This is a genomic window from Dolichospermum sp. UHCC 0259 (assembly GCF_009711935.1).
Classification (GTDB): Bacteria; Cyanobacteriota; Cyanobacteriia; order Cyanobacteriales; family Nostocaceae; genus Dolichospermum.
Window position 1 is genome coordinate 1 of sequence record NZ_VIKX01000110.1, and the last position, 23,283, is coordinate 23,283.

Annotated in this window: 17 protein-coding genes and 1 pseudogene; 4 read left to right on the top strand and 14 right to left on the bottom strand. The window is 38.0% G+C overall.

Features of this window, described 5'->3' with window-relative positions; all coding sequences use genetic code 11:
• Positions 1–380 precede the first annotated feature (380 nt).
• A complete protein-coding gene (locus FJR05_RS08645) occupies positions 381–866 on the bottom strand; it encodes a CRR6 family NdhI maturation factor (RefSeq protein ID WP_168643726.1) in 486 nt (161 codons plus the stop codon).
• A gap of 242 nt (positions 867–1,108) precedes the next feature.
• Between FJR05_RS08645 and FJR05_RS08650 the strand changes: the two genes are divergently transcribed.
• On the top strand, positions 1,109–1,555 hold the full coding sequence (locus FJR05_RS08650) for a Fur family transcriptional regulator (protein WP_168643727.1): 447 nt from the start codon (positions 1,109–1,111) through the stop codon (positions 1,553–1,555).
• Positions 1,556–1,608: 53 nt separating this feature from the next.
• Positions 1,609–3,309, top strand: coding sequence for a DUF3685 domain-containing protein (locus tag FJR05_RS08655; protein ID WP_168643728.1), 1,701 nt, complete (start codon positions 1,609–1,611; stop codon positions 3,307–3,309).
• A 137-nt stretch (positions 3,310–3,446) separates the two neighbouring features.
• Here the strand turns inward: FJR05_RS08655 and FJR05_RS08660 are convergent, their stop codons facing one another.
• From FJR05_RS08660 to FJR05_RS08700, 9 genes are all read right to left on the bottom strand, one after another.
• Positions 3,447–7,817, bottom strand: a complete 4,371-nt coding sequence (locus tag FJR05_RS08660; RefSeq protein WP_168643729.1) for a PAS domain-containing protein — start codon at positions 7,815–7,817, stop codon at positions 3,447–3,449.
• Positions 7,818–7,918: 101 nt separating this feature from the next.
• A complete protein-coding gene (locus tag FJR05_RS08665; protein WP_168643730.1) occupies positions 7,919–9,376 on the bottom strand; it encodes an NAD(P)/FAD-dependent oxidoreductase in 1,458 nt (485 codons plus the stop codon).
• A gap of 230 nt (positions 9,377–9,606) precedes the next feature.
• The gene (gene cobD / locus FJR05_RS08670; protein ID WP_168643731.1) at positions 9,607–10,716 is read right to left on the bottom strand and encodes a threonine-phosphate decarboxylase CobD; all 1,110 of its coding nucleotides are present in this window, start codon (positions 10,714–10,716) and stop codon (positions 9,607–9,609) included.
• A gap of 26 nt (positions 10,717–10,742) precedes the next feature.
• Complete coding sequence (locus tag FJR05_RS08675; RefSeq protein WP_027401744.1) at positions 10,743–11,036, bottom strand: HU family DNA-binding protein; 294 nt, start codon at positions 11,034–11,036, stop codon at positions 10,743–10,745.
• A gap of 361 nt (positions 11,037–11,397) precedes the next feature.
• Positions 11,398–11,835, bottom strand: a complete 438-nt coding sequence (locus tag FJR05_RS08680) for a helix-turn-helix domain-containing protein (RefSeq protein WP_168643732.1) — start codon at positions 11,833–11,835, stop codon at positions 11,398–11,400.
• A gap of 950 nt (positions 11,836–12,785) precedes the next feature.
• Positions 12,786–14,066, bottom strand: a complete 1,281-nt coding sequence (locus FJR05_RS08685) for a VWA domain-containing protein (RefSeq protein WP_168643733.1) — start codon at positions 14,064–14,066, stop codon at positions 12,786–12,788.
• On the bottom strand, positions 14,063–15,319 hold the full coding sequence (locus FJR05_RS08690) for a VWA domain-containing protein (protein WP_168643734.1): 1,257 nt from the start codon (positions 15,317–15,319) through the stop codon (positions 14,063–14,065). The genes FJR05_RS08685 and FJR05_RS08690 overlap by 4 nt, the downstream gene beginning before the upstream one ends.
• 185 nt (positions 15,320–15,504) lie before the next feature.
• On the bottom strand, positions 15,505–15,966 hold the full coding sequence (locus tag FJR05_RS08695) for a DUF29 domain-containing protein (protein WP_168643735.1): 462 nt from the start codon (positions 15,964–15,966) through the stop codon (positions 15,505–15,507).
• Between the two features lie 38 nt (positions 15,967–16,004).
• The gene (locus FJR05_RS08700) at positions 16,005–16,265 is read right to left on the bottom strand and encodes a hypothetical protein (RefSeq protein ID WP_168643736.1); all 261 of its coding nucleotides are present in this window, start codon (positions 16,263–16,265) and stop codon (positions 16,005–16,007) included.
• Between the two features lie 192 nt (positions 16,266–16,457).
• On the opposite strand from FJR05_RS08700, the pseudogene FJR05_RS08705 reads away from it, so the two are divergent.
• Positions 16,458–16,646, top strand: a pseudogene (locus tag FJR05_RS08705) (pentapeptide repeat-containing protein); the annotation flags it as partial.
• Between the two features lie 199 nt (positions 16,647–16,845).
• Here FJR05_RS08705 and FJR05_RS08715 read toward each other — a convergent pair.
• From FJR05_RS08715 to FJR05_RS08730, 3 genes are all read right to left on the bottom strand, one after another.
• Positions 16,846–17,181 carry a hypothetical protein gene (locus FJR05_RS08715; protein ID WP_168643738.1) on the bottom strand — a complete coding sequence of 112 codons (336 nt, stop codon included), beginning with the start codon at positions 17,179–17,181 and terminating at the stop codon, positions 16,846–16,848.
• A gap of 238 nt (positions 17,182–17,419) precedes the next feature.
• Positions 17,420–20,794 (bottom strand): PQQ-binding-like beta-propeller repeat protein, encoded by a 3,375-nt coding sequence (locus tag FJR05_RS08725; RefSeq protein WP_254446873.1) that lies wholly within the window; start codon positions 20,792–20,794, stop codon positions 17,420–17,422.
• Positions 20,791–22,194 (bottom strand): ATP-binding protein, encoded by a 1,404-nt coding sequence (locus FJR05_RS08730; RefSeq protein ID WP_168643739.1) that lies wholly within the window; start codon positions 22,192–22,194, stop codon positions 20,791–20,793. The genes FJR05_RS08725 and FJR05_RS08730 overlap by 4 nt, the downstream gene beginning before the upstream one ends.
• 226 nt (positions 22,195–22,420) lie before the next feature.
• On the opposite strand from FJR05_RS08730, the gene FJR05_RS08735 reads away from it, so the two are divergent.
• Positions 22,421–22,714, top strand: a complete 294-nt coding sequence (locus tag FJR05_RS08735) for a hypothetical protein (RefSeq protein WP_168643740.1) — start codon at positions 22,421–22,423, stop codon at positions 22,712–22,714.
• Between the two features lie 220 nt (positions 22,715–22,934).
• Here FJR05_RS08735 and FJR05_RS08740 read toward each other — a convergent pair whose 3' ends face one another.
• The gene (locus FJR05_RS08740) at positions 22,935–23,234 is read right to left on the bottom strand and encodes a DUF2237 family protein (RefSeq protein ID WP_256376183.1); all 300 of its coding nucleotides are present in this window, start codon (positions 23,232–23,234) and stop codon (positions 22,935–22,937) included.
• Positions 23,235–23,283 lie beyond the last annotated feature (49 nt).

Genomic DNA, 23,283 nt, shown 5'->3' on the forward strand with positions numbered 1-23,283 from the left:
ATATTTTTAGTACACCTTAACAGGGGTAGAGTCAGGAGTTAGGAGTTAGGAGTTAGGAGTTAGGAAGAAGGAAGAAGGAAGAAGGAAGAAGGAAGAAGGAGTAAATTTTTTCCCTGTTCCTTGTTCACTGTTCCCTTTCCGAATTAATTAGGGCTTGCTGATAGCGTAGCTCACGCCACATAAACCGAAAACCTTGATAAATCAATGAATTGAAAGGGATAAAACGTGAATAATGTGCAAGGAATAAGTTTTGAAACTATTCATTTAGCTATCACTTTTTCAGATTGGAGACTATTCTTATCTCCTTCTAATTCTTCCTCCTGACTCCTGACTCCTGACTCCTGACTCCTAGCCCTTACAGATAACTTGTTCAGCAAACCCTAATTAGTTTTTTCAATCATTTCAAAGAAAGCATCATCTAATTCATAACCCAGAATTTGCGCTAAGGATTTGAGTCGAGATGGGCTAACAATGTCTTGTTTGTACAACCAATCACTTAAAATAAAGATTTTGTGCATCAAAAATATTTCTAAGGCTTCGGGGTTGTACTGGATACCTTCTTTAGAACTAAACTGATGAGGTACTAACATTGCTGCGTATCTAGATAATTCTCCAGCTTTCCAGTCTAGTAAAAATGGTAGCCAAGGATACTGAGCATCAAGACGCACAAACCATAGTCTTACCTCTGGAATTTCCGATAACTCCCGTGGATCATTTTCTTCCTGTTCATAATTAATTTCTAGCCGTAGTTGCTGTTCATAGGAGGAAATATTTCCTGCTTGCAGCAGTGGTTCAATCACCATTAAGGCAGGTGATACATCTAAACTATAAATAGAGTTGTTGTTGAGGGTGATTGTGATTGTCATGGACTGATAGCTACTTACTTACTCAACAGTGTTGAGAATCCACAGTAACAGTTTTTAACCACTTGAGGTAGACATTGAGAGGAATTTTAAGATAAAGTTGTTATGAGTTTGTTTTAGATTCAGAATATTATTGAGTTAGCAAACAGGCAAAAGGCAAAGTTTTCTTGAATTTTGCGGGAGTGATTCCTGTGGTGAGGGTATTTTGAATTGATTTCCAGTTTCTAGAATTCACAATCTGAAATATGTACAAGCAAGGAAGTTCTCTTAAACCTATTCGTTCCTTAGAAGATGCTTTGGATAGGTGTCAAATCTTGGGAATGCGTGTCAGTCGTCAGCGACGCTTTATACTGGAGTTGCTTTGGCAAGCGAAAGAGCATATTTCTGCTAGGGAGATTTATGATCGACTCAATAAAGAAGGTAAAGAAATTGGACATACTTCGGTATATCAAAATCTAGAAGCTTTATCTAGCCAAAGTATTATAGAGTGTATTGAACATGGTGATGGACGATTATATGGAAATAATAGTGATTCCCATAGTCATGTTAACTGTATAGATACAAATCAGATTTTAGATGTGCAGATAGAATTACCTGAAGAGTTGTTACGTCAAGTAGAAGCGCAAACAGGGATTAAGATTTCTGAATATACTATTAACTTTTATGGTTATCGTGACACAATCAGTGATTAGGAATTGAGAATTTAAACTAGCCTAAAAAATCAGGAATCAAATCTCTTGTCAAAATGAGCGATCGCCTATTACTATTCTTATTAATTGACCCAGATCCAATTTTCCGCTTAGGACTAAAGGTAACACTGGAAGCTATTCCTAATTTACAGGTTATAGCAGACGTTGCCACAGATACCGCAGCTTTACAGGTTTTAGCGGAAGTAAATTCTCAGCCAATTAAATTAATCATTTTAGAATTAGAGAATGAACAATTGGGTTTGCAGTTCTGTAAACAACTAAAAGCCTTATATCCCCACATACCTATATTACTTTTAAGTTCAAAATCTCAACCAGAAATTCTCATTGCAGCAAAAGCAATAGGAATAAATGGTTATTGTCCCAAAGGGATATCAATTTCTCAATTAGTTCCTATTCTTCAAGAAGTAGCTAATGGTGGTTATTATTGGTTCACAGAACCAGTAATTATTAATTCTCCTTTGCCATTTGCTAAGTTGCGAAATAATTTACAAAATTCAGGAATTAATAATATTGATCAAGCTATTAATCGAGTTACAGAAAAATTAAAAATACCAGGAATACCTTTATTAGATAAAGCAATTTTAGCAGGAGAAAGACGCGAACTTCGAGCCGCTCGCTGGGTTGTTAATCACTTATTAACAGTACCAAAAGAAAGACAAAAACCACTACAAGAAAACCAATTACTATCCTTAAATATTCAGAATCAAAATCATATTATCAAATTGGATACAGATGTCCAACCATTGATTAATATACCACCTATAGTTAGTTCTCGACAACTGCAATCTGAATTGTTGACTTTATGTTTAAATAAATTGCAATTTTCTTTAGAAAATCTCACTAATACCCCTTTAGAAATTGATATTCTCCGAGAAAATAAAAAGCGAGAGTTGCTTTATATTATTCTAAGGAAATTTTTTACCCAAATGGAAGAAATACATACTTTTAATTTTGATAAAAATCAGCTATTTGATTTACAAAGTCAGATTTGCCTAGATTTGTGGAAATTTGCTATTACAGAATTTTTTGGTAATTATTCTCGAATTACTTTAGATAAACAAGAAATAAATTTAGTCAATTTTTTATTAGATAAAACTACAGATTTGCAAACAGAAATTATTAATAAAGTTCCGTTATTATTTGATTTATTGTCGTATTTACTGTTACTGACAGATTTATATATTGATAATGTTTCTTACCCAGCAGGAACTAAAGAATCTCAATCTCAAGCATTATTAATTTTAGAAAATTTATTGATTCATATAGCTAATGCTGTAATTCAACCCTTACTAAATAACTTGGCAGATGAAGAAAGTATTAAACAAAATTTTTATAATTGGCAAATTATTTCTACTAGAGAAATTGAGAAATTCCGAAATAATTTATCTTGGAAATATCAATTACGTCAATATATAATTGAAGCACAGACTATTTTTGAAAGTCGCTATGAGTTATTTATTTTTTCCTCGCGGGGAATTACGAAAATATCAATTTATGCTCCTCGAAATCAAGAATTAGCTCAACTTTCCGGTATTCCTTTAGGGGTAACATTAATGCTGGAATTTCGGGATGCTATTTCTCCACGTATCCAATCGTTGGTAGGGTTTTTAGGAACTGGAATTGTTTTTGTGCTTACTCAAATAGTTGGTAGAGGTTTAGGTTTAGTTGGTAGAGGTATTTTGCAAGGAATTGGTAGTGTTTCTTTATCAGAAAAAGGACAAAGGAAGAATAGGTGATTGGTCAGTTGTCAATTGTCAGTTGTCAGTTGTCAGTTGTGATTAGGTAATTTTATTCTTCCTTCTTCCTTCTTCCTTCTTCCTTCTTATTTCTTCTTTCTTCCTTCTGACTCCTGACTCCTGACTCCTGACTCCTCTTAAAGCATTTTTTTGATCATTTCTACAAGCTGTTTTAGTTTTATGGGTTTACTTAAATACTCGTTAGCGCCTGCTTGGAGACATTTTTCCTGATCACCAGACATGGCTAGGGCGGTGAGGGCAATAATGGGAATTGAGGCTAATGGGGGATTGGCACGAATTTGACGCATGGCTTCTAAACCGTCCATTTCTGGCATTTGGATGTCCATGAGAATTATGTTAGGACTGTGGGTGATAGTCATAGCGATCGCCTCATGTCCATTGGTAGCTAAGATGAGATCATAGCCGCAAGCTTCCAGATAATCCCAGATGGTATCAACGTTGGTTTGATTATCCTCGGCGATGAGGATTAATGGCCGATTGGTGAGTGGTTTGGGTGGGACAATTACAGATTTTTCTTCAGTATAAATATCAGTAGATGGGAGAATAGAGGCGACTGGCTGTTTGCAAATGTAGGGTAAACGGACAGTAAAACAGCTACCTTGATCTAATTCGCTGGTGACAGTAATGGAAGCACCATGTAGTTCAACTATTTGTTTAACTAAAGTTAGTCCTAAACCTGTACCTGCATACTTACGATTGAGGCTGCTATCAATTTGCATAAAGGCTTGAAAGAGTTTCTCTTGATCTTCTGGCGCAATACCAATACCTGTGTCAATGATGGAAAAGCAAAGAGAATAGAGAAATTCTGACTCGGTGGGAGAATCATCTTCATCTAGTGGCAGGACTTCCAAATATTCTAGATAAACACGCAGGATTACTTGTCCACCGTTGGGAGTAAATTTGACGGCATTATTAAGTAAGTTAATTAAAACTTGCCGCATTCGTCGTTCATCAACAATAATTTCTCCTAAGTTTGGTTGCAAGTCACTTGTGAGTTTAATACTTTTCTCGATCGCCTGTTGTTTAACAAAGGCTAGACTGGACTTGCAAAGTTGGATGACGGAAACAGGAGTCATGTCGAGTTCTAGTTTGCCGGCTTCAATTTTGGAGACATCGAGAATATCATTAATTAATTCCAGTAAGTGTTGTCCACTGCTTTCAATGGTAGCAATTAGTTTCTGCTGACGTTCATTGAGTACCCCAAAAATTTCTTCCTGTAAAGTTTCCGACATCCCCAAAATGGCGTTCAGAGGTGTGCGGAGTTCGTGACTCATGTTAGCGAGGAATTCGTCTTTGAGACGGGTAGCACGGGTAAGTTCAGCATTGGAACGTTCTAATCTTTGTTCGTATTCTTTGCGAACCCGCATATCGCGGAGAATAGTTGAGAAAAATTCTATTTCTCCTTGAGGAGATTTATGGGCAATAATCAGTTGAGATGCAGGAATTTCTTCACCTTGGAGATCTAATAATGCTGTTTCTCCTACCCAAGTACCGTTAGCGATCGCACTTGGTAATCCCTGCTGCATAACTACTTCTACAGCCCATTGGGGATGATAATCGGCTATTTTGTGATGTTGAACAGGTGCATCATGAGCTAGACCCCGAAGTTTTTTTAATTCAGTATTATTCCAGAGAATATTACCTGCTGCGTCTGATATGCCAATGTAATCGGTGGAAGCTTCGAGGAGAGCAAGTAGTCGCTCTTGTTCTTTCTCTAAGCGTTTGCGTTCGTTAATATCAGTAACAGTGCCAACGTAGCCGATTACTGTACCATTTGCGTCCTTTTCTTCTACAGACTGGCCAAATACCCAATATGTTTTACCGTCAGGCCGTTGAAAGCGATATTCTAAACAAAACATCTCGCCAGTTTGAGCGCAATGATACCATTTAGCAGCGATCGCTGGGCGATCTTCAGGGTGCAGTCCAGTTTCCCATCCATAGCCTAAAGCAGATTCATAACTCATCCCTGCTAATTCACACCAGCGTTCATTAACATATAGACAACATCCTTGGGCATCAGTCCGAAATATCCCCACAGGGGCTGCGGCTGCTAGGGTTAAATAGCGTTGTTCACTAGCTTTTAATGCTGCTTCTGCTAGTTTACGATCTGTAATGTCTTCTGCTGTGCCAATAGTTTGTTTAACTTTGCCATTTTCATCGCGTTTAAATACTGAATCCCGACTATACAGCCAACGCCACTCACCATTGGCGTGTTGCGTCCGATATTCAAATTCAAAAATTTCCCCATCTTGGGCAGTATTAAATAGTTCATATTGGGCTGGGACTCGAAGCAGATCATCGGGATGAATGACTTTTTTGAAAAAGTCCGATTTCATGGCTTGAATTTCTTCGGGAGTATAACCTAAGATAGTGCTAATTTCGCGGTTGACGTAGACATTACATCCCTCTTGGACATCATAGACATAGAGAATATTCGGAGAGGCATTAGCAATTTGTTCAATAAATTGTTGACTTTCTTGTAGGGCTGCGGTTCGTTCGGCAACTTTAATTTCTAATTTTTGATTTAACTCGGCTAAAGCTGTTTCTGTCTGCACACGCAAGGTAACGTCCTGGATTGTGCCAAACAACCGTTTTGTTTGTCCTTGAGGATCAATTTCGGCTCTAGCGATCGCTTCTACAAACTGACAATAACCATCTGGTTGGCAAATTCTCAGCATTAGTTGATAGGGTTCTCCATGAAAAATTGACCTCGTTATTGCTACATGAAGTTTATCTGCGTCTTCTGGATGGTATATATGTAAATTTTCTAGATAACTAGGTTCGCCCAGGGCAGGATCACGGTTTAAAATTCTAAATAATTCCGCAGACCAAGTAATTTTATTAGTTGCTATCTCTAATTCCCAATTGCCAATTTGAGCGACTCGTTGAGCTTCTGCTAATCGGGCTTCACTGGCTTTTAAGGCTAATTCGGCCTTTTGTCGTTCTATAATTTCGGCTTGGGCTATTTGATGGGCGGTGGCTTGCTGAATAGCGATCGCTAATTGCACAGCTATTTCATCTAATAATGTCAAATCATCAGGATTCCAAGTGCGATAATCTGCACAGTGATGGCCAATTAACAGTCCCCACAATTGTCCCGAAACCAAAATTGGCACAATTAGATTGGCTTTTACCTGATAGGTCTCCAATAGTTGCAGATAACATTCTGGATAACCGGCTTCATTAATATTATTAATCGCAATTGTTCGCCCTGCGCCATATAATGCTGCTGCTTGCTGTTGAAAACAGGAGTCTTCAATATGATCATTGATAGATATAGCCCAACCTGCACCAACAGATTCAGCGACAACGATCCCACTAAAATCTGATGCAAACTGATAAACTAACAGGCGATCGCATTTTAAAAATCCCCGCACTTCTGTAACTGTTGTTTTGAGAATTTCCTGTAAATCAAAGGAAGATCGCAGTTGAATGGAAATCTTAGCCAATAATTTTTCCCGTTGTACCTGCATCTTTAAAGCAGCAGTCCGTTCTTGCACTTGAGTTTCGAGTGCCATATTGCGGACTTTTAACAACTCCAGTTTCTCACATTCTAATTGAGATACTTTTTCTTCTAGGGTTTCTACCATGCGGTAGATTTCCGTCGGATTGAGAACATTTAACAGACTGGTTTGGGTAACAATCCCCAATAACCTACCCTCTGCATCTATGACCACAATTCGATTAATTTGTCGTTCTTGCATCAACGTCCGCACTGACCACAGGGACATATTTCCCTGCAAAGCAAACACAGGGGTACTCATAACCACCTGTGCCTGTATTGCCGTAAAATCTAGCTCTAAAGCCAAAAACTGAACAATATCTCGCTCCGTCACAATTCCCAGGGGAATTAGTCCATGTTCCCCAGTCTCCACAATTACCACTGAACTGACCCGATGTTCCGCCATTAATTGGGTTAGTTCCAATATTGTCGCCGTCGGTTGAGCGTGAATTACTTGGGTCGTCATCACTTCGGATGCTACCCGCAGATGCAATAAATCAACGGGGCGTAATAGTTGCCGCAAACTGTCATGGGTCAGTAATCCTACTACTGCTCCCTGTTCATCTACTAGGGGCAAATGGCGAATTTGATGGCGTTGAAAAATTTCCAGTGCTACAAAAATATTTGTAAATTTTGTAATTTCCAAGCTCAAAACAGGAGAAATCATCACTTCCGCAATGAGTATATCCGTTAAATTAGTTGCTGTTGCCCTCAATCTCACTAGATCACGTTCGGTAACAATTCCTACCAACTGATTATCTTCTACTACAAGCACACAACTATTTTGAGCATGGGACATCATCACTTCTATTTCGCTGTCAACCTCACAGCTAAAGGAGCAAATTTTACCACCCGCGCTCATTAAAGCGATCGCTTCCACCACATGAGCAGTTGGCTCTATAATCAAAGGATAACGAGCGATTCCTTTGGAAAGCTTTGCTATCGTCGCTTCTAAGTTAATGTCTGTAAGAGTAATATGAGGCATTTTGCGTAACTGTTCACAGAATTTATGGCTAGTCTGATTGCTTAAGCAAAAATTTTCAACGCTGTAACTTAATCATCCTCGCTATACTCAAGCATAATCTACTATAAATTCCAATCACGACGATAATTAAAAAAACTTAGTAACAATTCTGTAAAGGTACGATTGTGGTTAATTCTCTGTCTATGCCATTCTCGCGCTGTTTCGATGATAATTTCGGAAAAACTGGGATAAATAAGTGATAATTTAGCTAAATGTTGAATTTTAATATTTTGTGAAATTGCTAAACTAATTAAATTAATTAATTCTTCTGCTGCTATTCCTAATATAGAACATCCTAAAATTTTCCCATTTTCTAAAACTAATAATTTACAAATACCTGTAATTTCTCCTTGTATTTGTGCGGCTGTAGCCGTTTTAAAATATTGCTTAAAAACTAAAACTTGCTTTTGAGAATATTGATTTTTAGCTTGTTTTTCTGTTAACCCAACTTGTGCTACTTTTGGCTGAGAATATATTCCCCAAGGAACAAATTCATAATTAACTTTTAGTCTGGGAAAAAATAAAGCATTTTTGACAGCAATATGAGCTTCATAATTACCAATATTTTGAATATCATAACCACCTAGCACATCACCACAAGCATAAATCCGATGATTTGTAGTTTGTAATTTTTCATTGACAACCAAATGGTGTTGATGCCATTTTACTCCGACTGCTGGTAAATTCAAAGATTCTAAATTTGGCTGTTGTCCAGCACAAATGAAAATTTCATCGGTTTCAATGGCTTGATTTCCAGCTTGTACCCATTTTTTGTGATCTATTTGTCGGACTTGAGTAACTTGAGTTTGTGTTAAAATCCGTACACCATCAATTTCCAATTGTGCTGTTAATAATTGGGCTATTTCTGCATCAAGATTAGGCAAAATGCTAGAATATTTAACTATTAGTGTGACTTGACAACCGCATCTGGCTAAAACTTGGGCAATTTCTAGACTTTGAGGAACACCACCAATAATCACCCAATTTTCAGGTAATCTGTTTTTTTCTAAAGATTGCCAAATATTAGCTAAAGTCAGATATTGAATAGTATCTAATCCTGAAATATTGGGAATTAATGGACGAGAACCATTAGCAAGTAAGTAAGTACGACTATATAACCTTCTTTCGTTAACTGTAAAACTTAATTTACCAGAAGATTGAAATTGACCATTACCAACAATAATATCAACTCCTTGAGCAGCTAAATTCTCCAGAGAATTTATTTGATTAAGATTTTTTGAAATAGCATTTGCATAAAACAATCCTTGGTTTAAATTTAAAGATTCTGGATTTAATTGAATATTTTTTTCGTAAATCCCTAGATTTGCTAAATTATAATATTTCTGAGTAGTTTGACTAATTTCACTAAGTATGTATTGATAATTTAAATTATAGTTAGCAGAAAAATCCGCGCTAACAATCAAGGCAACTTTAGCGTGTAGCTGGGTAGCAATTAAAGCGGCTTTGTATCCAGTAATACTGCCACCAATAATAACGATATCGTAATCAATGTTTGTCATTGGTCATTGGTCAGTTGTCAGTTGTCAGTTGTCAGTTGTCAGTTGTCAGTTGTCATTGGTCAGTTGTCATTGGATAATTTTCTCCTCTGCTCCCCTACTACCCTACTCCTCTACTCCTCTACTCCTCTGCTCCTCTGCTCCCCTGCTCCTCTGCTCCCCTGCTCCCCTACTCCCCTACTCCCCTGCTCCTCTGCTCCCCTGCTCCCCTACTCCCCTACTCCCCTACTCCCCTACTCCCCTACTCCCCTGCTCCCCTGCTCCCCTGCTCCCCTGCTCCCCTGACTCCTAAGTGCCGTTAATAGGCGTTGGTTGTCAGATTCAGTACGGACTGAGACGCGGAAAAAGCGATCGCCTAATTCTTTAAAACTTAAACAATCACGAATTAAAATCTGGTGTTGCCGAAGCAAATTCTGTTGTAACTGGGAAGTAGGTCGTTGAGATTGTACCAATAGGTAGTTAACAGAGCCTTCTAGGGGGGTTAAACCAGGAATTGAGGCTAGACCTTGAAATAGTTGGTTTCTCGCCTCTGGTAGCCATTTCCAGGTGAGATTTTGAAATTCTGTATCTTCGAGGGCGGCGATCGCTGCGGCTGCTGCTAAAGTATTTACAGGCCAAGGATCTCGCCATAATTTCCACTGAGCTAAACGTTGAGGGTGAGCGATCGCATATCCTAATCTTAGCCCTGGTAAACTGTAAAATTTGGTGAGCGATCGTAAAATCACCAAATTCTCGTATTCTTGCACCAACCCAATTAAACTTTGTTCCGCTGCCGGTGGCAAAAAATCCATAAACGCTTCATCTATCACCACCAAAGCAAACTTTTCCAAATACGGTAAAATAGACTCCCGTGAAAATAACTTTCCCGTAGGATTATGAGGATTATTCAGCAACAACCCAAAACCTGAAGTCTCCAGTCCGAAATCTGGCAATAGAGAAATATTCCCCTTCCCCCTTGCCAAATCCACAGGAAACTCCAGAACTTTAGCATTATCAACCGCAAGAGTGCGGTAATAGTCGCCAAAAGCTGGAGTTAGTACAACCGTTGCTGCTAATTGTGCTAATTCTCTACCCACCAGAGTTAATAATTCTGCCGAACCATTACCCGGCAAAATCCACTCAGTAGGTAATTGATGAAAATGACTCAGAGCAAGTCGTAATTCACCATACTCTGGGTCAGGATAATTCCTCAAATTACTCAGTTGAGACACAATCGCCGTAATCACACTCTTTGGTGGTCCCAACGGGCTGATACTGGCAGAAAAATCCACAATAGCATCAGGGGAACAGCCAGCCAGTGCTGCTGCCCAAGCTAAATTTCCCCCGTGTGCTTGTTGTGGCATCAAAAATATCTTTCCTATAACCGAACTTATTCTTTAGGCTCTTTTGGGGGTGCTACTCTTTCTCTAAAAAGTTTTCCAGCAGAAAAAGCGGGAACTCTGGTAGCGGGAATTTCCATTTTTTCATTCGTTTTGGGGTTACGTCCTTCACGGGCTTTGCGTTCCCGTGATTCAAACGAACCAAATCCCACCAATGTCACTTTATCACCAGAAGAAACCGCTTCCACAATAGTTTCGATAGCAGCGCTCAAAACTTGGTCAGCCTGTTTCTTGGTAACGTTAGCCTTTTCAGCTACTGCATCAACTAATTCGCCCTTGTTCATATCAAACTCCTAAAGTTTTATCAGAGATTATTTCTCAGGATGCACCATTAAAGCATCTTTACCTAAATCTCTGTTTGTAGAAATACAAAAATCGTTCCTTGAGAGTATTTACACTCAAAACCGCTGCAAATACGATTGACTTGACTTTTCAATGAATCATTCTAAGGCGTTGTAGCCCGAAGTGGATAGATGAAACTATTAATTTATATAGATTTCAGGATTTTTTCGCTTTTTCACCTCTTTTTTGTAATTAAAATACCCTATTTTTTAGAAATAAATACTTAGTTGTCATTGGGCATTGGTCATTGGTCATTGGTCATTGGTCAGTAGGAAAAATCTTCTCCCCTACTCCCCTACTCCCCTACTCCCCTACTCGTGTATTAATGACCTTGCCTCTGGCTTTAAGAACTCTGCGGAGTCGGTCTGGACTCAAGTAAACTTGTCGCTCAGATGCTAATTTTTTGGCTAGTTGTTTAGAGTTATAAGTCTGAGGTTCTTCAAATAGACAGTTTTCTAGGTACTCTAAATCATTTTCTGAATAGCGGGGTTTTCCACCTCGACCTGGAGCATCCCATAATCCGACTAAACCCATCTTTTGCCAACGATGTAGGGTCTGACGGACTGTAGAAACTGCCCAGTTTAAGCCTTGAGCAATTTGTTCGTTATTTAATCCCCGAACATTCAACAGTAGAACTTGAGCGCGGTCTTTTGTCCGCTGAGGAACATCCTTAGCCTTTCTCAACTCTTCTAAAGTTAACTTTTCTTCATCACTTAAAAAAATTTTCAGTCGGCATCCCATAATCCTTTTAATCTAATTAATCTATTTGGTATACTGATGTGTATTTTGGGCTGGTATATTTATCAACATAGTCTATACTAGCACATTATTTCTATGTTTTGTCAAGACTTTATGGGCTTTAGTATAACTGCAAATATTTTTTAATTTTGTTGGGTATATCAACACACAATAATAACTCAGGAGTAAAAATGGCTTGCTATTTTGAAAATACCTAAACCAATGAATTACGTAGGGGCAAACCCCCTGTGGTTGCCCCAAATAATCGGGGTAGGCACGGGGGCGCTACCCCTACATCAAATCCAAATCATTTATATAATCAATTTGACCGACCTACTCATCTCAAATTTGAGAAGCGAAAAAAAAGGTTTGGTGCTATAACCAAACCTCCATAATTGCTGTGCTTAACAACGTACTCAATTAATTTAGTGCTACTCTATTCACATATCATCTTCCTATGGAATGTGTACAAATTGCTCTAATTATGATAGATAAAGACAAAGACACATATTGGCGTTACAAATATTAATCTATATGAAGTTATATAAATTAACTTAAATATAAAAAAAGCCTGGGTGTTAGCCAAGCCTTCATATATACCAGGTGTTTACCATATATAGATACTTTAAACCTTAAATTACTCCTATTCATCTTCCTATTAGGTGTGTACAAATTCAATAAAATCTGATATGGCGGATGTGTTTATACTGGTTTTTTTGCGATCGCAAAGCGCTGCTGCAAGCAGATCGCTCTAAAATTGCCAAAAATTGGATAAGGTAGGCCAAAAGACCTACCCTACAACTACCTGAGTTCGACATAAGATAATTTGCGGAAAATTCTCCCCAAGTATGAGTCTCAAACCCTTATTCTCTCGTTGAAAAAATCATAACTCCGTTCGCGTAGCGTCTCCAAGGGAGAACCTCCGAACTCCTAACACCGAACTCAGGTTACAACTATTCTTTCAAAATAGTCTTGGATGCCATTCTTGTCTTCCGGCGATCGCCCTCCGATAACTCTTCACCGGTTTGTAAGCGAGTTGCCGAAACTTGTAACACAGTTGCTGCACAGGTATCACCGATTTGTAAGGCGGTATTAGCAGCAGTTTGTAACATTGTCGCAGCACCAAGGCGATCGCCCTGTTCTAATTTTGCCTCAGCTAATTGAGTTTGCCGATATTTAGCCAACAGCAGAATCGAGTTTAGCACCTGGGAATTGAGAGCAGGTTCATAACTCTTGGTAAAATTGGCATATATTGGTACTAAGGGAGAAAGTAAACCCTCCTTATTCAACGATGGGTCATCATAGCGAATTTGGATATGGCCAATGACTTGTTTCCCTTCTGGTAATTGTCCCAGATAAATATTCGCTAAAACAACCCGTTCGCCATCCTTCATCAAGTCCCCTAACCGCACCACCAAAGTCCCATTAGCATCGGTTTCGACTGGTAATTCAATGGTATCGGGAACAACTTGGGCAACAGGTTTGAGTTCCGCCAAACGGACAGCAGGGACTAAAGATAGAAGTAAATGGGCATTTGTTAATCCCACCGACTGTACTCGCCGAAACAGCCGCGCAAATTGGGTTACAGCTTGTTCTGGGTTCTCAATATAAGCTAGAGTCCCACCCCCAGCATCAGCAATCTTTTCCAACAAATCTGGATTCCAGTCATCACCAAAACCCAGAGTGTTAATTGTCAGGTTGAGTTTGGCGGCTTTTTTGGCAAGTTGCAAACAACGTTTATTGTCATTTGGGCCAATTTGCCATTTCCAAATCTGTAACCCGTTATCCCCATGACCATCTGTGAGTAAGAAGGCTTGGGAAACTGCCCCTTTTGTGCCTTTGAGTAGTTCTGTAATGCCGAGAGATAAACCTTCGGCGATAACAGTGCCACCAGCAGCCTTTAGATTGGCTTTTAGCTGGGTTTTGATGCTTTCGATATCTTGAACGATTTGGTTGGGGATAATGACCCCAGAAGTGCCAGCAAAACCGATGATGGAAATCCTGTCACCGACTTTTAATTGATCCAATAATTCCTCAACTGCTTGAATGACGATATTCATCGGTTCACCGGACATAGAACCACTTTGATCGAGAATCAAGCAGAGATTCAAGGGTAAACTTTGTTCAAATTCAGCCGGAATGGCGGAAATAGAAATGGAGAGTTGACGTTGATTGCTTTGTTGGGCGGCATCAACGTTGGTATCATTTAGAGCCGATGTTAGTTGAACTTTCATTGAGGGGAAGCATCTTGCAAAACAGTTTTTGAGACAATTCTGGTTTTTTTGCGATCGCTTTCTGATAACTCTTCCCCAGCTTGTAGGCGGGTAGCGGAAACTTGCAATACCGTTGCAGCACTAGCATCGCCCATTTGCAAAGCAGTTTTGGCCGCCGTTTGTAACATCGTTGCTGCACCAGCCCGATCACCCTGCTGTAATTTCGTTTCGGCTAACTGGGTTTGACGATATTTGGCTAAAGCTAAAACCGACTGTTGTACCTGGGGATTTGGTGCTGGTTGGTATTCCCTGGTGACATGAGCATAAATTGGTAGATTGGGGGAGTATAGCCCGATTTGGTTATGGGCGGGGTCATCGTAGCGGACTTGAACATTAGCGATCGCCTGTTTACCTTCTGGCAACTGTCCTACATAAATATTAACTAAAACTACCCGTTCGGAGTCTTTCATTAAATCGCCCAATCTCACCACCAAGCGGCCATCGCTTTCGGGTTGTACTGGTAACTCAATGGTATCCGGGCAAACTTGGGCAATGGGTTTGAGTTCTGCCAGTCGGACATTAGGCATTAAAGATAATAATAGTTGAGCATTGGTCAACCCCACTGTTTGCATTCGACTAAACAAGCGACCAAATTCCGATACAGCCTGATCTGGGTGTTGAATATAAGACATCGTACCCATACCAGCATCAGCGATTTTTTCTAAAACCTTATCATTCCAATTGTCACCAAATCCCAATGTATTCAGAGTCAAATTATAGCTGGCGGCTAATTGGGCAAACTTCACACAGCGATCGTTATCACCATGCTCATTTTCCCCATCAGTCAGTAAAAATGCTTGAGAAACGGTATCATGTTTACCTTTGCCCAATTCCTCAATTCCCAACCGTAAACCCTCATCAATAGCAGTTCCCCCATCAGCGGTAAGTTGTTTAATTTGCTTTTTGATATGTTGGCGATCGGTAATTAATTGATTGGGGACTAAAACCTTAGCCCTGTGGTCAAAAACAACCACACTGAGACGATCTTCAGGACTCAGACGATCTACTAACAAACAAGCGGCATTTTTCACCGTTTCTAGAGATTTCCCTTGCATTGAACCGCTATGATCAAGAATCAAGCATAAATTCAAAGGCACATTCCGATCCACAGTTTCACCACCAGCAGAAACGGAAACTACTAATTGACGTTGAGTGCTAGTTTGGTTTGCATCTATACCAGCATCATTAAGCGCTAGTTGTAAATTAATTTTCATAATTTCGATTTCCTATCTAGTTTAGACATACACAATTTTATAGATAACTTCACACGACATCCTCTACACTACGGAAAATAAGTTAATTTAGGAGTCACAGGCTGAGAATTACTGGAATAAAAGCCTTAACTTTCCCTAAAACAGAGACTGAAATATGAACAAATAAACATGAAAATTGATATAATTTAATTATTCAAAAAGTAATTTTTCAGGGTTTCTGCTAAAGTAAAAGGAGATTCTTTAGGAAAAAAGTTTAATTTAATTCCTGTTTCTTCAGATGCTTTTAAACGAGCTTTTTCATGACAATCTGCAAATATTTCTATAAGTAGAGGTTGCAAACTAGGACTATCTTCTAATAATAATTCAATACAAATACGTTGTTCTGTAATCGTACTGCGCCAGCTTTCACTACGTTTTTCAGGTTGATATTGCCATTTTAGTAAGTGCATTAATAGCACAATTAAACGGCTCTTTAACTCCCGTTTTTCACTTTTTCCCATGCTTTCAATTTCTTCTATCAGATTTGCTAAATCAATTTCTGCAAATTTCCCTGCTTTTAATTGTTTAGATATTGTTTCTATCCACAGATAAAAATCTTGATCGTAAAGATTATCATTGGTAATGACTATTGGTTGATGTGTTGTCATAATGATTTCTAACCTCCTGCAATAATCCTATCGGTAAATCATTCTATTGCTTCTCTTTCTTCATATTCACCTTGAGGATATCTAATAATTGGTTCGTCTGCTAAACAGCCATAAGTTCTATTAATAAAATTATGCCATTCTAAATCTTTTATTTCTTTCTTTTGGGCAATTTTGATTGTTTGATTAACAACTTCAAATGTTACTGTTACTTCTAATTCTGTTTCTCTCATTTCCAGAGGAATATCTAAATGAAGCATCCCATCTTTACCTACGTAGGAATGAATTTTGATACTTTGCATATTTTCATTATCTGCTATTTTATTTAATATATCAAATCATCAGCCCTAAACAAGTTAACCCTCATTTTAATTTAGTTTAAAAATATTTACTTATATTAAGAAAAGCCAAATTTAATAAAATTTAACCAAAACTGGGAATAATACCCATAAATAAGTATAAAATCTAATAGATAATCTCTTGCTGACGCAATTATGCCGCCAGACTATTCCGGTCAAAATCTCCAAAGACGCTCTTTTAACGGTCAAAACCTGATAGAAGCTAACTTTAGCAAAGCTGATACTAGAGGTGCAAATTTTACCAACGCTATCCTTAAAGATGCTGACTTTACTGGTGCTAAGGCTGGACTACAGCAACGTTGGGTAATTTGTTTACTTATAGTTGTAGGTTGGGTTGAGGAACGTTCGCGGAGCGTGGCATTAGCCATAACCCAACACCTCTTGCTATCCTCACGCTAATGTCGGGTTTCACTTCGTTCTACCCAACCTACACAAATTAAATTAATGCTTTTAGGATTTGTTACCATTCCTAAAATATTGGTATCGAGTAAAATTAATTTATTCATGGGAATTTATATCAGGTTTAAAAGGGATTTTCATCAATTTCTTGACGCAAATATTCCCAAGTTTCTGTTTGATCTTCTAGTTCTCCTTCTTCTATCCATTCTTTTGTTAATTGTTTGAGTGCTTGAGATTGTTGATTTAAAATTTGTTGCTGTTGTGCATCTATTTCTTGTTGATCATGGTTTAATAACTCGGTTTTAAAAGTAACGCTTTCTCGAAAGACGCGCATTATTTGTAGTAAGTTCTGCCAATATTCTTTAGGTGTTGCTTGTATTTCTCCTAAAATTTCTGTTAGACAATTTTCTTCAGCAATGTTGCTGACTTCAGGTTTATTGATTAAATTTGGTTGAGACATAGTTATTTATTCCTCATAATGTTGATAAAGCAGGTATTTAGGTTATTTGTACGATTATAGCAATTTTTTATTTATTTCCTGTCGGCTCTTCCCAATCTTCCATCTTTAGACCTTATAAATCTTTTATTTCTTCATTTTGGGCAATTTTGATTGTTTGATTAACAATTTCAAATCTTATTGGCTCAAGCACAAAGATTTGCGTGTTTTGGTCTTAGCACACTCAAGCAACTATTTAGAATTAAATAGCCCTGTTACACAAATTGCTGTAATCATGAAGATATAACCGAAAACTATGATGATATAATTGATATTGAGTTTCTTTACCTTTGTGTATTTCTTGCAGAAATTCTAACCAAGTTTCCATAATTTCCGCCACATCAAAAACATCAGCATTGATAATTTGGCTGATAGCTACCGTTGACATCGCTGGAGTTTCTTCAGCAGTCAAAACCCGCAATATATCTATAGCAACATCAGATAAACCCTCACCTTGCATCTTTTGCCAATGTTGTTGATAATAGGTTTCTAAATCTGGGGGAATTTGCTCAAAATTATTTGCAGCATAAAAACCATCAGCTATAGCTTTTAAAACTTGCTGCACATACATAAAATTATCTTCATTTTCGTTAAACATCTCCCCCAGCCACTCTCCTGCGAGGAGAGGGGAGTTAGAAAATTCTTGATCTAGGGGGGTTAGGTTTCTCTGAATATATGCTTTAATATCCTGCCGATTTTCCACTGGATAATCTGCTAAATCTAAAATCTGTGAAGGTGCTTCAATTAACAAACCAGAATGAGATTTTTGATAGGGACGACGAGCGAAAATAAAATAAACTTGATCGGGTAAATATCGCGGTAGATAAAATAAATTCGTGCCTACAGCTTGACTATTTAGATCAATTCCATCCAAACCATCAATGACAATAATTATTTTCTGATCTGGTAATTTCTCGCTGACTTGTTGCAATAAACTAGAAAATAACCAACTTCCCTCATTTGCATTGATAAATCCTGTCTCTGTCATCGTTTGCGGGGAGGGTTGGGGAGGGGTGCTAGATAAATTCTCTAACAATAAATTTAACTGTGTACAAACCTCTGGAAAAAATGCCTCAACTCGATTTTTACCGGCAATTTGGGCATTGTAATAAATAGTATGGGGATTTTGGCGCACAAATTGGGCAAGAATGGCACTTTTACCGCTACCGGGAACACCCACAATGGTGAAATAACCCTTGGGGTAACGGTGGAGAAAATTATTAATTGCAGTGAAGACAAAATCACGACCAACAAAATTTTCACTCTTTGCTGAAGCAGAGAAAGATAAACTATTCATCTGTCGCCTTCCTTGCAGACACAGAAAATGTAACCTTCCTGATGATTCCCCTGCAACAATTGTCACGCCATCAGCAGCAACCGCACAGCAAGTTATCGAACTTTCTCCTGTGAAAGTTGCTATTTCCTTTCTGGTTGCTAGATCCCAGATTTTGATAGTGTTGTCATCAGAACCAGAAATAACAGTTTTTCCATCCGGTGTCAGTGCGATCGCATTTACTGAGTTACTATGACCTCTTACGGTGAACTTTTCTTTACCTGTTCCCAAATCCCAAATTTTGATAGTCTTGTCATCGGAACCAGAAATAACGGTTTTCCCATCCGGTGTCAGTGCGATCGCATTTACTGAGTAGCTATGGCCTTTAAGGGTGAACTTTTTTGTTCCTGTGACCAAATCCCAGATTTTGATAGTCTTGTCATCTGAACCAGAAATCAGGGTTCTTCCATCGGGTGTGAGTGCGATCGCATTTACCGAGTTACTATGACCAGTGTTAGCGTAGCCTTCTGAAGGAAAGGTGAACTTTTCTTTACCTGTTCCCAAATCCCAAATTTTGATAGTCTTGTCATCTGAACCAGAAATCACCGTTTTTCCATCCGGTGTCAGTGCAATCGCTCTTACCGAGCGACTATGACCTCTTAGAGTGAACTTTTCTTTCCCTGTTTCCAGATCCCAGATTTTGATAGTCTTGTCATTTGAACCAGAAATCACGGTTTTTCCATCCGGTGTCACTACGATCGCTCTTACCGAGCGATTATGACCAGTGTTAGCGTAGCGTTCTGAAAGAAGAGTGAAGTTGTCTTTACCTGTTCCCAAATCCCAGATTTTGATAGTCCTGTCATCTGAACCAGAAATCACGGTTTTTCCATCCGGTGTCACTGCGATCGCTGTTACCAAGCGACTATGACCTGTGAGGGTGAAGTTGTCTTTACCTGTTCCCAAATCCCAAATTTTGATAGTCTTGTCATCTGAACCAGAAATCACCGTTTTTCCATCCGGTGTCACTGCAATCGCTCTTACCCAGTCACTATGACCTGTTAAAGTGAACTTTTCTTTCCTTGTTTCCAAATTCCAGATTTTGATAGCCTCGTCAAATGAACCAGAAATGACGGTTTTTCCATCCGGTGTCACTACGATCGCTGTTACCGAGCGACTATGACCTGTTAAAGTGAACTTTTTTTTCCCTGTTTCCAAATCCCAGGTTTTGATAGTCTCGTCAGATGAACCAGAAATCACCGTTTTTCCATCCGGTGTCACTGCTATCACTCTTACCCAGTCACTATGACCTGTTAAAGTGAACTTTTTTTTCCCTGTTTCCAAATCCCAGGTTTTGATAGTTTCGTCAGATGAACCAGAAATAACGGTTTTTCCATCCGGTGTAAGTGCAATCACTCTTATCCAGTCACTATGTCCTGTTAGAGTAAACTTTTCTTTTCCTGTTCCCAAATCCCAGATTTTGAGAGTCTTGTCATCTGAACCAGAAATAACGGTTTTTCCATCCGGTGTAAGTGCAATCACTCTTATCCAGTCACTATGTCCTGTTAGAGTAAACTTTTCTTTTCCTGTTCCCAAATCCCAGATTTTAATAGTCTTGTCCAATGAACCAGAAATAACGGTTTTTCCATCCGGTGTCACTGCGATCGCAGTTACCAAGGAACTATGACCAGTGTTAGCGTAGCGTTCTGAAGGAAAGGTGAACTTTACTCTTCCTGTCTGCAAATCCCAAATTTTGAGAGTCTTGTCATCTGAACCAGAAATGACGGTTTTTCCATCCGGTGTCACTGCTATTACTCTCACTAACCGACTATGACCTGTCAGAGGGCGAATTAATCCACCACCACCAGGTGGTGTGAGACTACCTATTAAACTATATAAACCTATATTTTTATCTGTGACGATTTGTGCTAATAAATTTTTAACTTCCGGTAAATCAAAATATGTTAGTCGTGCTGATAACTGTCCCTTGAGTTGTTTTAAATCTTGATCAATAATATGTCCTGCTCTCAAAAAAGTATCTGGAATTAATTTTAATGTTTTGACAGTTTCCGCATACTTTAAATTATTTTTTATTTCTAAAGTATCTAATAAATCATAATCTTCAATCAGTGCTTGCACTCCAAATAAGGGATGATTAATTTTCGCTTCGATAAAGTAGTAGTTGGATAATAATTTACACAGTTTTGTATATTCTTTACCATCTAATAATAAGCGAGGATATTCACCTAAAAACTGTTCTTTTTCTTCCTCTGACTTTCCATTAAACCAAGTGTGAAAGTTACTCATAGTGTTAATCCCTCACCCATATTATTAGCAACTTCCGCGCTGATTTCTGGTAAACTCACCCGCGCAGCTTCGACAATATCCTGACGTTGTAAAAAATCGCGGAAACTCTCATGATAAAAGCGATAACGGGACGGTTGATAGGTTTTTTGTTCCTGTAAAAACTGTGTCCAATCTTTGAGAACATCTTGCACTGTGAGATCATCTTCCTGGGAATATTTCACAATCATTTCACGGGATATGGCACTTTCTAAAGCACACATCACATAAATAATTTTAATTTTATCCTTGGGTAAGGGTCTATTAGTCATCCCCATAATCCGCCAATGACTCTCATAATATCCCTGTAACCCTGCGGGTAATTGTTCTAGTCTTTCATCCTGATAAAATCCATCAGCAATTGCTTCTAACACATAGCGTAAATACATGAAATTATTTTCACTTTTAGCAGCGATAGTATCTACAAATTTTGGTTTACTCAAATCATTTTGTTGATTAATCCACTTTTCTAAACCTGCTTTATATTTTTCTAAACCGAGAAATTCTAAAATATAGGCTTTTACATCATCCTTACTATTTTCTTGATATTGCCTTAAATCCAATTCTGCATACTTAGTATTTGGGGAAAGAGTTAATCTTTTATCATCTAAATTATAAGGTCTTCTGGTGAGAATCAAGTAAATATTTTCCGGTAAATACATTGGTAAATTTAATATATTTCCATTATCTTCTTGATCAACTTCATCCAAAGCATCAATGACAATTACTAAATTTTCAAAATCAGACAATTTTTGACTAGCTTTAATTAATAAAGTTGATAAATCATCATTTTCTACATTTGGCAAATCAAATCTTTGGGTTAATTGTTGAAGAATTAATCTCAAAAATACATCGGGACGATTTTTACCATCAGCACGAATATTAAAAAAGCAAATTGTTCCGGGATTATCTACTATATATTTTGCAGCTATGGCACTTTTACCCATTCCCGCATCACCAAGGATGGTAAAATATCCACTTTTGTGATTTTCGATAAACTGGTTAATGGCATTAAATACAAATTTTCGACCGCAAAATATTTGAGTTTTATCTGCAATTACGGTTTGAAATTCTGTTGCTATTAGTGGTGGAAACCAATCATCAACTATATCTGATGGTGTTAGTATTTCATCTATATCATTTTTTTTAATTCCTTCATTTATAGCATTTACAACATTTTCTATAACGTATCTATCAACTGCTGTTACTTTTTGGGTTTGCTGTCCTATTAAATATTTAATTTGGTCTTGACTAGCGTTTGCTGTCGTTGCTAGAGTTTCTATAGTAAAACCTACTTTTTTATATGCTTCTTTGAGTTTAGCTTTTCCCGAATCACTAGCTTGTACTTTTCCCAGTTTATTCATAAATATGTATTGGTGGTAGATTGATTTTTTAGACTATAGCAAATATAGATTATTGCTGTCTAGGGAATTTGGGGTATTGATATTTCCCTAAACTCCCTAAAATTTGGGAAAAATTTTTCACGAAGAAAACCCTTTTTTCATCTTTATAATTTTTAATGAAATTCTTACTATGTTAGTAAGTTCAAAAACGAACTGAAAGAACTACAAAAAATAGGAGTTAATAGTTATGTTTCCGTCGTTTAAAAAATCCCCAAAAGATTCACGGCTTCAAATTACCCCAGAAAAGCAAAATCAAATTGTAGATTTGTTAGTTCATAACGCACAAGTGACTTTTTACTTAGGCGTTAGTATTACCACTCTATCTACAATGGTGACGTTAATGATGGTTGTTTTATTATTATTTAATAAGATAGAATCAGACCGAATTAACGTACCTTTAAGTATTTTGACTAATCTAGCTAGTTTTAAATTTACCCAGGAAGCAAAAAAAGACTTAAAGGATCTTTTAGAACGCTCCTAAGTCAGTAAAAGCAGTAAATAACTCTTTTAGATTCCACACCCGCCCGGAAATCAATTTCCGGGCTAATAGCTAAAGTGCGTTAAAACGCACTCTAAAAACAGTCGGTTTTAACCGACTTCAGCTTTGAGACAGGGAATTTATTCCCTGGCTACTGGCTACCCAGATTTTTTCAAAATTCATATACTATTGCTATATTTGCTAATAATTATTACCCATTTTCCTAATTACGAATTACTCGATATTTTTGCAAATCTGCTAAATTACAAGCTTCCAAAGCCCTAGCATGAGTGGCTTCTAAAACCACTGGAGGCGCTACACCAGCTTCTAGTGCTTCTTGCCATCTTGCAGCGCATAAACACCAACAATCACCGGGTTTTAAGCCAGGAAAACTAAAATAAGGTGCAGGTGTACTCAAATCATTGCCTTGGGATTTAGTATATTGCAAAAATTCCTCTGTAACTTGAGCGCAAACAACGTGCATTCCCATATCTTGTCCACCTGTGGTACAAAACCCCAGCAATTCTCATTTTGAAAAAAATAAGATAAAATTATCTTAATTTAAGTAGAGA

What these genes read in the sequence shown, in the direction of transcription:
- FJR05_RS08645 (WP_168643726.1), bottom strand. Translation starts at nt 866, where the DNA reads ATGACAATCACAATCACCCTCAACAACAACTCTATTTATAGTTTAGAT.
- FJR05_RS08650 (WP_168643727.1), top strand. Translation starts at nt 1,109, where the DNA reads ATGTACAAGCAAGGAAGTTCTCTTAAACCTATTCGTTCCTTAGAAGAT.
- FJR05_RS08655 (WP_168643728.1), top strand. Translation starts at nt 1,609, where the DNA reads ATGAGCGATCGCCTATTACTATTCTTATTAATTGACCCAGATCCAATT.
- FJR05_RS08660 (WP_168643729.1), bottom strand. Translation starts at nt 7,817, where the DNA reads ATGCCTCATATTACTCTTACAGACATTAACTTAGAAGCGACGATAGCA.
- FJR05_RS08665 (WP_168643730.1), bottom strand. Translation starts at nt 9,376, where the DNA reads ATGACAAACATTGATTACGATATCGTTATTATTGGTGGCAGTATTACT.
- cobD (WP_168643731.1), bottom strand. Translation starts at nt 10,716, where the DNA reads ATGCCACAACAAGCACACGGGGGAAATTTAGCTTGGGCAGCAGCACTG.
- FJR05_RS08675 (WP_027401744.1), bottom strand. Translation starts at nt 11,036, where the DNA reads ATGAACAAGGGCGAATTAGTTGATGCAGTAGCTGAAAAGGCTAACGTT.
- FJR05_RS08680 (WP_168643732.1), bottom strand. Translation starts at nt 11,835, where the DNA reads ATGGGATGCCGACTGAAAATTTTTTTAAGTGATGAAGAAAAGTTAACT.
- FJR05_RS08685 (WP_168643733.1), bottom strand. Translation starts at nt 14,066, where the DNA reads ATGAAAGTTCAACTAACATCGGCTCTAAATGATACCAACGTTGATGCC.
- FJR05_RS08690 (WP_168643734.1), bottom strand. Translation starts at nt 15,319, where the DNA reads ATGAAAATTAATTTACAACTAGCGCTTAATGATGCTGGTATAGATGCA.
- FJR05_RS08695 (WP_168643735.1), bottom strand. Translation starts at nt 15,966, where the DNA reads ATGACAACACATCAACCAATAGTCATTACCAATGATAATCTTTACGAT.
- FJR05_RS08700 (WP_168643736.1), bottom strand. Translation starts at nt 16,265, where the DNA reads ATGCAAAGTATCAAAATTCATTCCTACGTAGGTAAAGATGGGATGCTT.
- FJR05_RS08715 (WP_168643738.1), bottom strand. Translation starts at nt 17,181, where the DNA reads ATGTCTCAACCAAATTTAATCAATAAACCTGAAGTCAGCAACATTGCT.
- FJR05_RS08725 (WP_254446873.1), bottom strand. Translation starts at nt 20,794, where the DNA reads ATGAGTAACTTTCACACTTGGTTTAATGGAAAGTCAGAGGAAGAAAAA.
- FJR05_RS08730 (WP_168643739.1), bottom strand. Translation starts at nt 22,194, where the DNA reads ATGAATAAACTGGGAAAAGTACAAGCTAGTGATTCGGGAAAAGCTAAA.
- FJR05_RS08735 (WP_168643740.1), top strand. Translation starts at nt 22,421, where the DNA reads ATGTTTCCGTCGTTTAAAAAATCCCCAAAAGATTCACGGCTTCAAATT.